Below are 17,129 nucleotides of genomic sequence, written 5' to 3'. Positions count from 1 at the left end.
GAAGAAGAACATCGGAAAGCCGGATGAGGGAAAACTTCACGTCCGGTTTGATGCAGGGGGAGCTGGAAAAGTAAAAGGAGGGCATACGCCCTCCATGAAATTTCAGTTCTCTACTCTACTCAGAAATTATAAAAATGTTGAACTCTTTATTTATCATCTGATAGCTCGATACAAAAGGTTACTGCGTCCAAGGAAGGCGGGGACGCTTTACTTGATTGAACACAATAACCGCTTTCCCGAATAACCCGTCCAAACCGGGTTATTCGACTCACGCGGCCCCAACTTTTCCGAATAACCCGTCCAAACCGGGATATTCGACTCACGCGGCCCCAACTTTCCCGAATAACCCGTCCAAACCGGGTTAATTGACTCACGCGACCCCAACTTTCCCGAATAACCCGTCCAAACCGGGTTATTGGTCGCACGCGGCCCCAACTTTCCCGAATAACCCGTCCAAACCGGGTTATTTATCGCAATATCAGAAGCATAAAATCTCTCAACTCTTTATACTCATCTGATCGCTCGATACAAACGTAACCTGCCGTCCAAAGGACGACGAAGTTGTTTTTTCTTGTTACTTATAAGATAGGTTTTCTCTCCGTGGTGGCCCTTAATTTCAATTGCCGAGCTAATTTATATGAAATAACATTTGGTTGCGCATACATAATTTAAATCCGTTTTGATTCGGATAACTCTATTGGTTTTATCACAATCGAGGTCTATAATGAAGCAAGTTGACTATATGTATCTCGTGCATAAACATCATGATTCTTCATACTAGAAAAGGTTAGGAGATAAGCTAGAATGTCTGCAACTCAGAAAGTTAATCGCATAAGGTTAGTATTGTTGCTGGGCGCTTTTTCGGCTCTGGGCCCGCTTACGATCGATATGTATTTGCCGTCTTTCCCGCAAATCGTCGAAAGCTTCGGAACCCAGGCTTCTCTTGTTCAGCTAAGTCTTACGGCCTGTCTCATCGGCTTGGCGCTGGGGCAAATTATTATGGGGCCGTTAAGCGACGTTCATGGGAGACGCAAGCCTGTTATCATTTCGCTTATTCTTTATTTGGCGGCTTCGTTCGTCTGCGCGATCGCGCCGGATATTTATTGGTTTATAGCCGCAAGATTCGTCCAGGGCTTCGCCGCGTCCGCGGGAATCGTTATCGCCAGAGCAATCGTAAGGGATGTATATGACGGACCGGAATTGACGAAATTCTTCTCGATGCTCATGCTAGTCAATAATCTGTTTCCGATGATCGCGCCAATGGCGGGTAGCGGCGTTATTTCTTTCACGACATGGGTAGGCGTGTTCGTCGTCTTGGGGATTGTCGGTTTAGTACTCGTTATTATTGCAACGATGAACTTGAAAGAAACCTTACCCGTCGAGAAGCGGGTATCCGGAAACTTCGGAGAGCTGTTAACCGGCATGAAAGCTCTGCTTAAAGACCGGCAATTTCTCGGCTTTGCGCTAGCGCAGGGGATTATGGTCGGCGGCGTCTTTGCGTATGTTTCGGGAACCCCGTTCATTTACCAAAATATTTACGGAGCTTCTCCGCAACTGTTCGCGCTATTATTCGCATCCAACGGGATAAGCTTAATCATTGGATCCCAGGTCGTCGGACGTTATAGCAAGGTGTTCTCGGAGCGCAAATTCGTTGTCCTAGGATTGCTGATTTCCTGCGTGGCCAGTTTGGCGGCATTGCTCGTTATTTTATTGCATGGTCCTTTGATTGCCTTGGTTATTCCGTTGTTCTTCTTCGTAGCGTCTATCGGGATGACCTCGACGGCTGCTTTCGTTCTGGCGATCGGCTCCCAAGGTCAAAGGGCGGGAAGCGCGTCCGCGTTACTCGGTTTGCTGCCATTCGTGCTTGGAGCTTGCACGTCTCCGCTAGTCGGAATTGCCGGCGAGAACTCCGCGGTTCCGATGGGCGTCATCATCTTGACGACTAGTCTGCTTGCTCTTTTCTCGTACTTCGGACTAGCTCAGAAGCCGAAAGCAGATATTGCGAACACAAACGTAGCAACTAAGAGAGTAGCAACGAAGGCTCAATAATATAGCCTCGAATCGGTTTGGCAAGAAGCTGTACAAAAGTGAAAACTTTTGTGCAGCTTTTTTTTGATATTTCTTGGGTCGCTTCGATGCGACTCGATAGCGGCACGCGGTGCCGTTAACTCTCGAAGCGTCAATTACGAGCCGAACAATTGCTCGATACTCTCCCGGATGGAAGTCGGTTTTCTGGGGATGAGGGTTTTTCAAGATCCTTCGGAATGCGACCTTCGGTTCCGGCAGCATCTTGCTATGGATCGCGACTAAGAACTGTACAAGCGCTTCGGGTAAGCCGACTTTGATCATTTCCGCATGAGAATCGGAATCCTTCTCCTGCTGAATTTACGATAACCCCATAATCGGTGTAGGCTTGCATGCTCGGATTAAAATGCAATTCTTGATACCAAGTATTCCGCAATATTCTTTTATATATTTGTTGGATTTTCAATCATGTTCTTATATTATAATAGTATCTATACATTCGTAAGTATGCATTGTTTTATAACATAGTCATATAAATAGGACCAAAGGGAAAGAGGGGAATCGATATGGCACGAACGTTGTTCGAGGGAGACATTCCGGAGGAACAAATAGAAGTATGCCCTGTCACGGAGACGCAAAACGTAATTGCGGGCAAATGGAAGATCATCATCCTATGGCATCTACGGCAAACAAAAAGATTCGGCGAGCTTCAACGACTGGTACCCGGTATTTCAAAAGGAATATTGACTAATCAGCTGAGGGAGTTGGAAAGGGATCAAATGGTTCGCAGAAAAGTGTATCAGGAAGTTCCCCCGAAAGTAGAATACTCTTTATCGGACGCAGGGAAAAGCTTCATCCCTATTCTGGAGGTTATGGGGGAATGGGGTAAGAAATATGCAATGAGCAAGAAGGACGTTTAATAGTTGGGCTCGAATGCTGCCGCGATAATCCTCCAAAAATTTACAATAACTAGAGTCTGCGGTTCGATTTGCGACGAATAGAATAAAAATATGGTATGCGCCAAAAACCGCGAAAGCTTGATCCGACGCGAGTTTTGGCGTTTTTTTTGTTTTTTTATTTATTATTCTTTTATTGGCGCTCAGTAGAATTAAAACTACAATGCGCGAAGTTTGTCGAATGGAGAGGTGTGTAATTATGTTTAAGATATTTAGTAAGAAGAGACTGAAAGCGGGTCTGAGTTGGATTCTGGTCGCCAGCTTGCTGGTGGGCCTCATACCGCCAGGAATTGCATCGGCTGAGGATCAGCTCGATAAGCAGTCTCTAGAGCAGATGCTTGAAGAGTTAGGGGCAGCTACTCCGACGGATATTCAAGGTCATTGGGCCGAGAAGTCGATTCTGGACTGGGTCAAGCTGGGGCTGGTAGAGGGATACCAGGACGGCAGCTTCCGGCCTAATCAGATTATCAGCAGAATCGAATTCGTTACTTTGGTGAATAGAGCTTTCGCCTTCATAGGTGGTGGAGATATTCGATTCTCTGATGTACCGACCGATAGCTGGTCCGTTCCGCAGGTGAAAGCGGCCGTGGAAGCGGGCTATATCGCAGGATATAAGGACGGAACCTTCCGGCCGGGGCAGCAATTGCTTCGGGTGGAAGCCGCGGTAATGCTGTCGCGGCTTGTTCCGGTCATCGTACGCGACGGGGAAGATCCGCTTGGGCGGTTTAAGGATAAAGACAGCGTTCCGGGCTACGGCTACGACAGCCTGAACGCCATATTGGAGTCCGGTTACATTCAGGGCTTCAAGGATCAAACGGTGCGTCCGTTGAAGCCGATTACGAGGGCGGAAGCCGTTGTCATGCTGGATCGCTTATTGCAGGAATCCTCATCCGGCTCCGAAGGTAAGATCGTTCCGGGAGCTAAGGCTCTTGAAGCGGCAGGTACATACGGACCCCAAGATGGCGGCAACATTGCCGTGGCAGGAGCTCTGACGGTTCAAGCTCCGGGTACCACTTTACGAAATATGACGATTCAAGGGGATCTGGTGATCGCCGAAACCGTCGGCGATGGCGACGTGTTCCTAAACCATGTGGCCGTATTAGGCAAAACCTTCGTGCGAGGCGGAGGAGAAAATAGCGTGCACGTCGACGATTCGAACTTGGGTACGATCGTCATCGAGAAGAAAGACGGACGCGTGCGGGTAGTCGTCGGAGGCACGACGGTCATTGAGCAGATGGATATTCAATCCGAAGCCCGCGTCGAATCGAACGGTACTGATGGAAGCCGGATCGAAGGGATTTCTATATCCTCGACCGGAGAAGTTATGCTGTCCGGAATTTTCGACAAGGTGGAAATCAACAGCGACGTGGAACTAACCGTTAGCTCGGGCACGATCGCGGATATGCGCGTTAACGAATCGGTAACCGGTTCGACGATCACGTTGGATAGCGGCGTTCGGGTAGCTAACCTGGAACTGCACGGCACGACCAGCGTGAAGGGCGAGGGCTCCATCTCTAAAGCGATCGTGGATGCGCAAAATATCGACTTCGAGAAGCAACCCGACATCGTGGAGGTGACGGATCGCGGCGGAAATACGGGAGGAGGGGGAGCGGGAGTACCTTCGTTTCCGAATAATCCTACCCAGCCAACACCGACACCAACACCGACACCGACAGCATCGCCGACGCCAGTACCAACAACATCGCCGACACCGACGCCAGTACCAACAACGGAACCGGCGGTTAGCGTGGGGTTAATGGTTACTCAAGCGGATGAGACAGGCATTAGGGTTGCGTTAAATCCCGCGGTTGCCGATTTAAGCGGCGCTGACTTCATCTTGAAAGATGGAGCTAACATGAGCGTAGCTATCACCTTCGCGGGTACTCTCGACGGTGGATCGACTTATCGGTTATCTTCGACGCTGGCCAAAAGCTCGAGCTATACGCTAACCGCATCCAAGACCGGTTACGACTTCGGCTCCGCGTTCGGCTTTCAGGTTCCGGGCTCTAATCCTAACGACATCTCCGTAGCGGCTAACGTCTATGGTATTAGCGAGACAGGATTTACGGTTTCATTGAATGGGCCGGTTCCCGGATTAATCACGGGCAATATTAAATTAATGCTCGGCGGAAACGAAACGGGTTTAACGGTTGCACAGGGCGATGACGACGGTAGCTTCTATACGGTCTCATCCTCATTGACCGCTGGTAAAACCTATGCATTGACGATAGCGCAGACGGGCTACGATTTTGGTGCTCCCGTATCTGTCGTCATACCGGGTACCGTACCTGAAGATATCGTAGTTGCTCCGGCCGCGAGTCAACTGTCCACAGCTGGATTCGTGTTGAATCTGGATCAGCCGGTTCCCGAGCTGGAATTAGACAGCTTCATCATCACGGACAGTGGGAACGAGCAGGTCGGAGTCGATATGCTCGCGGATCTATCCGGGCATCAACAATTCGAGATTTACGCTTCGTTGGAGATCGGCGAAACGTACTCTCTGTCGCTGAATAAAGCTGGATATACGTTCGACGAACCGCTCGTGCTGAACGTTGAAGCTATCCCGGCGACATCGACGGTGAACTGGGTATCCTTTGACGGCTTCTCGTTGGGCTTCGCTCAATCCGTAGCGGGCTTGACTGCCGGTCAAATCGAGCTCGAGGATGCGTCTGGAACGCCAGTACCGGTTAACGGATTGCAATTAGGCACTAACGGTAAATCAGGGGTAGTCTCAGCGGTACTGACAGCGGGTCAAAGCTACGGCTATCGCATCGTCGCCGGAGATTATCTATACGAAGGATCCATTACTGTGCCCGCAACGATACCGGTGAGCAAATATACGGTCTTCGAGTCGGTTAATAATACGACCGTCGCGCTAATCGTTCGGTTTAGCGTACCGGTGCCAGGGCTCACTGCGGATGCGTTCCATCTAACGAACGCTAATGGAACGCCTTACGCGATAAGTTCGGTTTCCAGCATCGACGGCGGAAGCAGCTATAGAATCGTTCCCGTGAATCCGACCAATAGCGACTACAAGCTGCTTATCGAGCATACGGGTTACAGTTTCGGAAATGAAACCACTCTCATTAAATTAACGCTTAACCCATGGACAAGAGTCGAACAATATCCGTTGTTCTTCGTCGGCTTTAATCCGAATCTTCCCGTTAGCATTACAACGGATATGTTCAAGGTCACGGATGAATTCGGCGCGACCGTCGACGTGAAGGGTGTCCAAAGCGATCAAGGCGGATATGTCATCTCTTATGACGGCATTCGGGGGAAGACCTATAACATTGCCGTCGTCAAAGAAGGTTATGATTTCGGTGCACCTAGAAGCAATACGGCTTCGATCATCAACAAGGTCATTACTCCTTCGCGAACCGGCTTTACGCTAACCTTGAATCCGGTTATAGATATCGATACTACAACCGGCTTTAAGTTGAACAGATACAGTGGAGGCGCAGTCGGAGCTCCCGTGGCTATTCAATCCGTTACTAAGAAGGATAACGGCGGCAATTATGAAGTCGCGGCAAGCTTGACACCGGGTGAATACTGGTTAGAAGTGGACGCTCCGCTCGAAATAACTACTTATTATTTCACGGTCGGGATTGTGGCGACGATTTCGGTCGATAAAGTGGTCAATACCGGCTTAACGGTCAACTTGGACTATGCGGTGAACGGATTGGACGCTAGTAGTTTTGTGCTTACGGATACCGCTACCGGTTACTCCGTCTACCTTACTTCGGCGGTGACGCAGGATCAAGGTCGCAGCTATCGGATATCTGCCGTACTTCCAGGAGGCAACTACGTGCTGCGCTTGAACGGACATCTGCCGACTGCAGGGGTTCCTTTCCAGGTGCAGAGCACGTTGGATGTCGGAACCACGACGGTCTCGAATCTATCGAATACCGGCTTCGATCTCTCATTCGACCAACCGGTGCCCGGATTGCTGCCGGCGAATCTCGATATTCGAGACGATCAGAACAATCGATTGAACGTTGGCACTATTTCGACCACCGACGGCGGGGCTATCTACCGCGTCAATGTTAATCTTCTTAGCGGCAGAGATTACACGCTGACTTTGAACAAAGACTTCGTTACCTTCGACGCTCCCGTCACGTTCCATGTCCGACACTATATAACCGGTAGCATAACGGAAGTTACCGAGAAGGGCTCGATAGAGGTTCGTCTATCGCCAGCACTCCCTCAAGCGGAAGGAGGCGGCTTGATCGTAACGGATCAGGATGGGACGATCCACTACCCGATCGAATACGCGATGTCCGGAGGGGGAGCCGCTTATCGGTTCCGCATTCAGAACCCGTCACCTCTGGGTACGTATCAAATTGGACTCAATACGGGACTTCAACCTTTGGAGGATTATGTACTGAACGCTTCGCCGTTCACTATCCCTTCGATAATCGACGAAGTGACTAACTCGACCGCGACAGGTTTAACGGTGAGGTTCGATATGCCGGTCGCTGGACTTACGAAGACGAATTTCGTCATTCGCGGCGCGTCGGGAGCTACGATTCCCGTGAGCTCGGCAACAACGTCCGACGCGGGGAACAGCTACGTTCTGACGGCTGCGCTCCCGGCAGGCCAATTTTACACGGTGCAATATGTATCTAAGATTTCTTATCAGACCACGACTCCAGTCGAATTCGTCGTGCAGAACGCTTTAACGCCGACCATCGGCAAGGTGACCTCCAAAGGCTTCAAGCTGCAATTCGCTGTGAAGGTTGCCGGCCTCATTAGATCGGAGATCGTGCTTCGCGATCCGAACGGGGCGGTAGTCGGATATAGCCTGTATGATTTCTCGACGAAGGATCAGGGCTTGAGCTACGACTTTAAGTACTTTTCCGGACCGGGCGGCCTTGAGCCGGGTGCTGGATATACGCTCGAATTGACTAGAAAAGAGTTTGCGTTGGCGGCACCGGTAACGTTCGATATTCCGGTCCCGGCTTCCGTCTTGATTAATTCGACGAATACCACGGATGTGATTATAACTGTAGGTTCCAACGGGACATTGCCCGAGCTGGATCAGAGCAACTTCGAGCTGCGGGATATTAACGGTAATGTCGTTCCGTTCGGTGTTACGAATGTAGGTAGCGGATCTTACAGGCTAACAGGGGCATTCGACTCGATGGGTACCTATACGCTCGTAACCCGCTATCCGGGCTTCGATTTCGGGGCGCCGCTGACGTTCGGACTTCGCATAGCCGTCGGACTCGATACGATGTTCCAGTCTCAACAGGGATTTAGGCTGTTCCTGTCCACGGCTATTCCCGATTTGTCGGCTTCGGAGATTACCGTGAAGGACGCCGGCGGCAATACGACTACGGCACAGTCCGCCACGACAACCGATAACGGAGCAACCTATCAGGTGCAAATACCGTTATCCGGCGGCAAAACCTATACCGTCGCCATAACGAAGCCTAATTACGTCATTAAATATTCCAACCCGTTCAAGCTGAACAAACGGACGGCTACGGTTGACCGGAAGTCTCTGAACGGCTTCCGTTTGAACTTCGACCGGGCTTTAAGTTTAAGCAGCGCCGATAAAATCAGCGTGGTTGACGGACAAGGCACGGAAGCGGCGATTCATGGCAGTGTGTCGTGGGATAACGGCCTAAGCTACGAGATTTCCGTCGAGCTTCAACCGGACGTTAACTACTCGGTCATCATCAATAGACCCGGCGACGATTTCGGCTCCGGAATTCCCGTCACCGTTAAGCAGGTGGAGCAGACCTTCGGGGGCATGGAGCCCGGCAGCGGCAGCGCATTCAAGCTGACGTTCGACGAGCCGATTCCGGTCATGCGAGTCGGCGAGTTCGAGCTTAGAAGAGCCTCCGACGGACGGCTTATGCCTCTCGTATCCGCCGAATCTTCGGACGGCGGCGAATCGTATACGCTGACCGCGGAGTTCTGGGAATCGGAACGATACACGATCGTTCCGGCGAAGGACGGATATTATTTCGGAGATCCGATTGCGTTCACGGTTCCGATTATCGAACGGACGGCCGTGATCGGTACGGGACCGAAAGAGATCAGCGTAGGCTTTAACCCGGCTGTTCCAGGTTTGGACGTTAGCAACATCATTCTACTGGACGCCAATGATCAATGGATTTCGGTCTCGTCCGTCGTTACGGAAGACGGAGGAGCAACTTACCGCATTGAGGCGACTTTTAGGGGCGGCGACACTTATAAATTAAAATTTAATAAAGCGGGATACGATTTCGGTTCCGAATTGTCGGCCGACATTCCGAGTTCTATTGTAAGCACCTTGAAAACGGTATCCGAAACGGGTGTAACGGTTGGACTCTCGCCTGCCGTGAACGGATTGAGCGCGAACGACTTCGTGCTCCGAGATTCGGACGGCCAAGTAGTCGCGTTGACGAATGCGTCGACGGAGGATGGCGGCAGAACTTACACGTTAACGAACACGAGCGCATTGACAGGCGGAGAAAACTACACTCTTACGATTACTTATGCAGGATATGATTTCGGTTCCGCGCTTAACGCTTACGTTCCGATCGTCGTCGGGGCAACTTATGCGGGTATTAGCGACGAAGGGTTCACGATTCAATTGGAACAAGCGGTTCCCGGCTTGAGCAAGGGGAACGTCATTGTGCTGGACAGTCAAGGAGTCGCCGTTGCGGTCGATTCGGTAACGACAACCAACGGCGGGCTGACCTACTCGGTCGAAGCCGATCTCGACGAGGCAGAGCGCTACAGCGTTCGACTGACCGAGTCGGGGTGCGACTTCGGTATCGATGCCAACTTGCTCGTGCCCGACAAGGTAGGGATGACGATTGATCTATTCATGACCAACGGCTTCACGATCAAGTTGGATGAAGCGGTTAATGGATTGACCGCGGGCAGTCTGAAGCTGACCGACGCCGGCGGGGCTCCCGCCAAGATCGTCTCGTGGAAAGCTTCGGAAGACGGCCTGTCCTATCAAGTAGGGGCAAATCTAACCGGACACGAGAACTATGCACTTCAACTTGTCGCGGAAGGCTACGATTTCGGCGCGGAACTGCAGCTAAAAGCTCAACCTGTGCTCGTACTGTCGGCTAAGCAGATCGGATTGAGCGGTTTCCAACTGGATCTCGGCGATTCCGTTCCGTATATGAACCCGAGTTTTGTTCACTTTGCGGGCTCCGACGGGGTAAGAATCCCATTGGATACAGGAACCTTCTACGATTCGTCTACCACCGCACATCTGGGACGCGTCTATTCGGTACTTAAACCGCTGACGCCGGGAGTCGTGTACACGATAATGATCGAGGATCCCGCTCATCCGGCCGAGGCACCGTTGGAAGTGCTATTGCCGCTTTCGGCGGGAATGCAGCTTGCCGATGCGACGAAAGGTCGGATTGATCTCACCTTTAATCGGTCCGTCGTCGGACTTCTGCCCGGGAACTTCACCCTGTTGACGGAAGAAGGAGATCCGGTCGCGATCGACGACGTCGTCGCGGGAGCGACGGAAACTTCCTGGTCTATCGTTACCAAGCTGACGGAGAACAGAACGTATACGTTGGCGATTAGTAAAAAAGGCTACAACTTCGGCGCGAGCGGGGAAGTATCTGTAATAGTACCGATTCAGGTCAAGGCCGAGGTGTTGAATGCCAACGAATTGGGCTTTACGATCGTTTTATCCGAACCCGTCCCGAATCTGGACATTGCGTTGTTCAAGGACGATTTTATCGACGCCTACTATGATTTGACGATAACGACGCTGGATCAAGGTTTTACCTACAACGTTGGCGTATCCTGGCCAAGCGACTATCCGTTGACGCTTACTCTTGGCAAAACGGGATACGATCTAGGCGACAACCGGACGGTTCAATATGAGAAAAAGAAACCACAATTGTTGTCTGCGGTGTCTTCGGCGGATGGAGGCAGCGTTGTTATGACGTTCGATTCCAACTTGATCTCCATGGGATCGGATGCGGGATTCGCTGTCAAGGTGAATGGGCAATGGAGGAGCAAAGTTCAATCGGTGTATGTGAACCAAACGACGGTCAAGCTCGTATGGACCGGCCCGGTTCTCCAAGCGACCGATGAAGTATTCGTCGCCTATACTGGAGTTAACCGGGTCAGGGCAGTGAACGGAGGGTATTTGGCTCAATTTAGCGAAATAATGGTCGCGAATACATCCAGCGATCTCGGAATGGTTCAAAGTCACGTCGGGCGTTCCGATCCCGGGGTTCCCATTGCGATCCTTCATGATGAGTACGGCTATTCCGTTCTGGAAGCTGCCAAGCTGATGAAGGATGGCGGATTTTCCACGGCGCAGTTTGCGCGGGCTATCGTTACAGAATACGGGCTCGGGAATTCGGATTTTCTCCTGATGCTATACGCGTTAGGAACCGATCCGGCGACCGTAATCAAGGCGATCAACAGTGTCGGGTTCACACCTTATCCTTATTACGCGTATGAATGGATCGATGTGCTGATGTCGGCAGGTTATACGGCCGATGATGTCGCGCCGGTGCTACGGAACAAAGGATATCAGATTCGCGACATTCTTAGAGCGTTTAAGCAAGAAGGAGTTAACGTCGCGCAAGCCGCGCAGTTGTTGAGCGACGATCTGAACGAAGCAAGCGGAGTCGCCATCGCGCAGTTGAAAGTACTGTATGATCTAGGCGATGCGGTGGGCGCTATCCAGGAAGCTTACGAACTGGATGATGCCGAAACGGTCAAAGCGCTTGCCGCGGGCGGAGTTTCGGCGATCGATGCCTCCGCAGTCATCCAAGAACTTTACGGCGTCGATGCCGTTGCCAATGTAGAGCTGCTGCGCGAAGCCGGGTATTCGGCCGAGTCGATCGGCGCCGCCATCAGGCAGGGGTATCAATTCACCGATGCGATCGAAGCCGTTCGGGCATTCCTCGGAGCGGGTCTTGAAACACAGGATGTCTATAAGATAGCAAGCGGGATTTATTCGCCGTCTGAAACGGCGGTAGCCTTCCTTCTCGGGGGCGGACTATCCGCTTACGAGGTTGTCGGTATGATAAGAGCATCCGGGGACGGCGTCGGAGTAGCCATTGCCTCGTTGCGCCAGAACGGACTGAACGACGAAGCGATCGCCCAGGAAGTAATGAGCGTGTGGGGAGCTTCCTTGACTCTGAAGGAAACGGCGAACGAGTTCGTGCAAAGCGGAATGAGCAAAGAAACAACGGCATCGCTGCTTCATTACGTTTACGGTGCAGACGTAACTTCCGCGTTCGCGGCGCTGGAGCCTATGTTCCACCCTTGGGGCTTCGATCCGGCAGGCTTGTTCGTAACGTTATTGAAGGGCGGTTACGATCCGAAGGAAGTAACGGATTACTTCCTTAAGCATGTATATGCGGGACGCGGCCCCGTACTCAAAATAATGATCCAGGATGCCGACTATCCGATCGCCGACGCGCTAAGCTACTTGCACGACGCGGTTACGGCGGATGGGACGGTATATGCGATGAGCGAAGCCGTTAAAGACATATTCGCCGCTGGCACCCGCTATTCGGCGGCCGATACGCTGAACGCGCTTCGTACCGCTTATGCGGAAGACGAGAACGTTGAAGCGAACGCGGACAATTTAATCGCGGGAATGCGCGAGATGTATGCGTACTATGACTACAGCAGAGCGCTTATCGATCAATTGGGCTTAACGATGGCGGCGTGGATCGAGCTGCAGACGGCGAATTGCCCATGCGATGCGACAAAGTTAGCCAAGGACATGAAGTTCTTGTTCGGGAATGCCCGTATCGAAGACATTATCGTGGCGATGAGCTCTACCGATAATTTCACCCTGGAACAGATCATCGAAGGAACGATCATGCTCTTCGGAGTAGAAAGGGCTGCAGCGATGCCAGCGCTGACATCGGTGCTGAGAAATACCGGGTATCCGATCTCGGATATCGCCGCCGTTTACGAGGCCGAAGGATGGACCGAGTGGATCAAAGCCTTCAGCAAGTACGGGATAGCGGCAAGAGAGGTCGCTACCTACTTAATAAGTAAAGGGTCGACGGGAGAACAGATTATTATTTCGCGGCTTGCTCCATATCCGTTGAAGGACATCGCGTTAGTGTTGCGCGAGCAGTTGGAGATGGAAGAGGCAGAGGCGATAGACGCGCTAGTGGCCGCTAATTTCTATGACGAAGACGAAATCGGCCAGGCGGTTGCCTGGGCATACGGAGGTAACCCGGTCGCGCTTTGGATTAGGACGCTGAAAGCGCAAGGAGCTACGGCTTTATCCGTTATCTACTTGCTGTCCTCCCACTATCCGGAGTATAGCGATGCCAGCGTATCGGGTCCCGCTCTCGTTAAGGGCGGCTATAGTATGGACGAGGTCATGCAGGCGCTGATCAAGCGTTCTAGCAATTCCAATCTTCAGAATACGATCGCCGTGCTGAAGCAATTGTTCTCCGACAATCAGGTATCGATCGCGCAGTTGCTGACCGCATCGTCCAACGTGACTCCGGAAAGCGGAATCGCGTTCCTGAAGAACGCCAAGTACTCGTTGTACAACATAACGCGTAGCTTGAAAGAGCATTACGGCTTAGACGCGGGAACGGCTGCCAAACTGTTGGCGGACGCGTATGCGAATGATTTGACTCTGGTTATTCAAACCGTGGCCGACGTCTATGGACAGTCCAAGGAGTCGGCGGCATCCAGCGCGCTAGAAGCCGAAGGAATCACGACTCTGGTTGCGGCCATTCCGTATTTGCGCGATGCAGGCTTCGGGCTCAAGGATATAGCGCGTATTGCGAAGAATCATTTCGGAGCTACGATCGGCGATGTTGCTCAGCAGCTGTCGGCAGGAAGCAATGCCGGTAACGGCGTTCTTATTCAAGCGGTGGCGGATGCATTCGGGCAAACGATCGAACACGCCATCCATGAACTTCTTGCGGTTAGAGGTCAAACCTCCTTCGCGCAGGCGATCGCTTTCCTTTACGCACAGCAGCAGTTCAGCCTGACGACCGGAGCCAAGCTAGCCAAGGCAGAGTACGGGCTGAAGTCGGGTGAGGCGCTTCGCGAGTTCCGCGCGTTCGGTATGTATACCGATAAAAACGTCGTTGATGCAATAGCGGGAGTGTACGGCATTACCCAAAGCGCAAGCGTCGTGGATTCTCTGACTTCTAGCGGATACGCGACTTTGGCCGAAGCCGTATCGTATCTGTTGCGGATGAACTTTGACTTGCGGAGCATTATCCGCGTCGGTAAGGACCACTACGGCCTGAATCAAGGTCAAGTAGCGGCCGCATTGGAGACATCGGGGTATTACGATGGGGATAGCAATGAAGTTACCGGCGAGATTGCCGATATTTACGAGCAAACGATGAACTCGACGATCGTCGCCGCGCTAGCCGAGCTTGGCATGAATACGTTCGAGGAAGTGCTACCGGAACTGCATGCGAGAAGTTTTCCATTAGCTGATATTATTCTAGCCGCAAGAGACGAGTACGAGTTGACGGCAGGGGAAATGCTGAAAGCCCTGATTCCTCATAATTGGTACTCGCTTGCCGAAGTGATGTCCGGCGTGTCGGAATATTACGGCAAGCCGATCGAGGAGAGCTTGACCGAGCTGCTGTCTAGAATCGGAGCCGAGACGATTGCGGAAGCAGCTCCGATGATGAGAGGATTGGGCTATTCGCTGAAGGAGATCGTAACGGCGGCGAAGGAGTATTACGGCTTATCCGCCGAAAGAACGATTGCGGACTTGACCTCCTTGAACGTCGATAGCGCGTCGATCATCGAGATGATCGTAGCGACGGTCTACGAGCAGGATGCGGATACGGGCGCAAGCGAAGTGATCGAGAACGGCGGAGATATCGAGGATCCGGCGCAAGCCGCGGCATTCTTGAGGAACGCGGGCATTTCGCTTGCCAAGATCGTAAGCACGCTTAAAGCGATTTACGGTCAATCGCCGACCGATATCGCGACAATTCTGGCGAGCGCCGGGTTGTTCGATAAGGAGACGATCGTTTACCAGTTGACCGTTGGGTCGGATAGATCGATCGATAGCGAAGTCATCGAGATCTTGAGCATCGCAGGGGCCGATACCGCGGCAGAAGCGGCGGATTATTTAAGAAGAGTCGGGTACGATCTTGAGGACATTACGAAAGCGTTGAAGAATGAATTCGCCCAATCGGAATCGGAAGCAACGACGATTCTCATGGGTTTGAACGTTTATCCGATCGCGGTCGTAGAACCCATCGTAGAGCAAGTGTACGGGGAGGATTCGACATCGACTCCCGCCGATCTTCTTAACGAAATTTTGGATTTGCAAGGCATAACGACGGCGGCCGGCGCTGTTACGTTCTTCAAGCAAATGAAGTATTCGCTTAAAGATATTACCCGGCAACTCAAGAACAGGTATCATCTCGATTCGAACGAAGCGACGAATCTGTTATCGACCTCCTACTCTCGCGGAGATATCACGTTGGCCATTGCCGCGATCTATTACGAAGACACTAATTTGTCCGTATTGGAGCAAGTCATGACCGGCGGATACGCAAGCGCGCCGAGTCATGTGGCCAATCAAATGTCCGGGAAATTCCGATTGTCGGATATCGCGCTGGCGATGAAGGTGCTGTTCAATCTTAACGCCGACGAGGCCATGGACGCGATGATCAACGTAGCGGCAACTTCGGCAGAAATCTACAATACGGTTAAGGCCGTATACGGAACCGATCCCTTGTACGCGCGATTGGCGGAAATGAAGGCTAAAGGTAAAAGCTTTGATTCAATCGTTGCCGAGATGCGGCTCAGGGGCAAGCTGGACATCAATTCCGATTATCTGGTCGATACGCTGGATGCGCTCGGATACGACGACGCAACGATATTGAACACCAGATACAACTATTTCAGGACGAGCAATCAGAATGCGGGCAGCACGGAAGAGCAAGCAGCGCTTCTGGTTCGGTTCGGCGTTAATTCGCCGGAGGCTATCGTGAGCTTCCTGCTCTCCAAGAGCTATGGAGTCGGCCCGATGAGCGCTTACCCTATCATGTCCATCATACGCGCGGCTCTACCGCAGGCTAAGGTCGCGGATATCGCAACGGCGATGGTCGCCAGAGGGTTCCATTTCTCTTCCATTGTAGGCGCATTGGATATAATGCGCGAGAATAACGGTCAACTTGCCGACCGGCTTAAAGCGCTCGGGTTCAGAGCGCCGGATGCGGTCAACTATCTGGACGACTTCTTCTCGTTGGAGGAGCAGATACGCTCCTTGAACGGCAATGGGTATAAGCTGGTCGAATACATCAGCTACGTACACAATTGGGATAACGACGCGGTCTCGATTCTGAAGGGGCTGGGCTTTAAGGCAACGGACATTGCAGTCGCGTTCTTCAATTCGGGAGCGACGAAGAATTTCGCTACGATTGCCATCTACTTAAGGGACGGCGGATATCCGCTCGAGGACATCATAGCGGGCGTGATGGAAGCGGGATGCCGTTCGGTATGGGTGCTCGATTACTTGACGGGCGAAGTCGGAACGACAAGAGAGATCGCCAAGGCGATGATCGATTCGGGTTATATCTCGCTCACCGACACGGTCACCGCGCTGGAGATCGCGGGAATTCGGCAACAAGAAATCTATTACATCATCCAGGCATACAGCACGAAGGCTCAAGAGGAATTCCTGAACGAGTTGTCATTCGCGGAACGTAAGCTATTGGACGGCGATGATGTTCGTGTCATCGTAACGGCCTCCACGCTGCGTTCGGCCGGATGGAGCGCCGGGGAGACCGCTGAAATGCTCGCTCAGAACGAATATCCTCAGCTTGATTGGATGATGGCTGCCGTTCTGCTCGTCGTTGCGGGTTATGACGTCGGAGACGTGACCGGCGCAGTCTGGGATGCTTACCGCGCCGCCATCGGCGTAGCCATCCTGCAAGTCATGGTCGGCAAAGCAATCGGCAGCGAGCTCGCCCAGTTGAAAAACTACTGGACGTTGACGAAGATCGTGCTGAAGATCGTGAAGAAGACATTGAAATAAAGATAGGCATTCATGACCGAACCGGCGGAAGCCGACGGAGAGCTAATCATGCAGCGACATTTTCCCGGAGTTTCTCCGGGAGAGGTCGCTGTTTTTTGCGCGGAAGAGCTTATGCATGTCGATTCTTGGAAGGAGTCGGCCTGTTTATATCGAATCCCTAC

Annotated in this window: 4 protein-coding genes; all 4 read left to right on the top strand. The window is 52.1% G+C overall.

Annotated elements, in window-relative coordinates:
• A partial coding sequence (locus DFP95_RS29195) for a hypothetical protein (RefSeq protein ID WP_220376482.1) occupies positions 1-244 on the top strand: 244 nt, incomplete at its 5' end.
• Between the two features lie 560 nt (positions 245-804).
• Entirely contained in the window at positions 805-2,049 is a 1,245-nt protein-coding gene (locus tag DFP95_RS26940) for a multidrug effflux MFS transporter (protein ID WP_115995774.1), read from the top strand.
• Positions 2,050-2,591: 542 nt separating this feature from the next.
• The gene (locus DFP95_RS26935) at positions 2,592-2,945 is read left to right on the top strand and encodes a winged helix-turn-helix transcriptional regulator (RefSeq protein ID WP_115995773.1); all 354 of its coding nucleotides are present in this window, start codon (positions 2,592-2,594) and stop codon (positions 2,943-2,945) included.
• A 235-nt stretch (positions 2,946-3,180) separates the two neighbouring features.
• On the top strand, positions 3,181-16,968 hold the full coding sequence (locus DFP95_RS26930) for an S-layer homology domain-containing protein (RefSeq protein WP_181907631.1): 13,788 nt from the start codon (positions 3,181-3,183) through the stop codon (positions 16,966-16,968).
• The last annotated feature ends 161 nt before the right edge of the window (positions 16,969-17,129 follow it).

Origin of the sequence: Cohnella lupini (assembly GCF_003386205.1) — a bacterium.
In the GTDB taxonomy this organism is placed as follows: domain Bacteria; phylum Bacillota; class Bacilli; order Paenibacillales; family Paenibacillaceae; genus Cohnella; species Cohnella lupini.
This window is presented reverse-complemented; position numbering and strand designations above follow the sequence as displayed.

Excerpts from the sequence above, each read along its gene's own strand:
- DFP95_RS26935 (WP_115995773.1), top strand. The coding sequence starts at position 2,592 with ATGGCACGAACGTTGTTCGAGGGAGACATTCCGGAGGAACAAATAGAA.
- DFP95_RS26930 (WP_181907631.1), top strand. The coding sequence starts at position 3,181 with ATGTTTAAGATATTTAGTAAGAAGAGACTGAAAGCGGGTCTGAGTTGG.
- DFP95_RS26940 (WP_115995774.1), top strand. The coding sequence starts at position 805 with ATGTCTGCAACTCAGAAAGTTAATCGCATAAGGTTAGTATTGTTGCTG.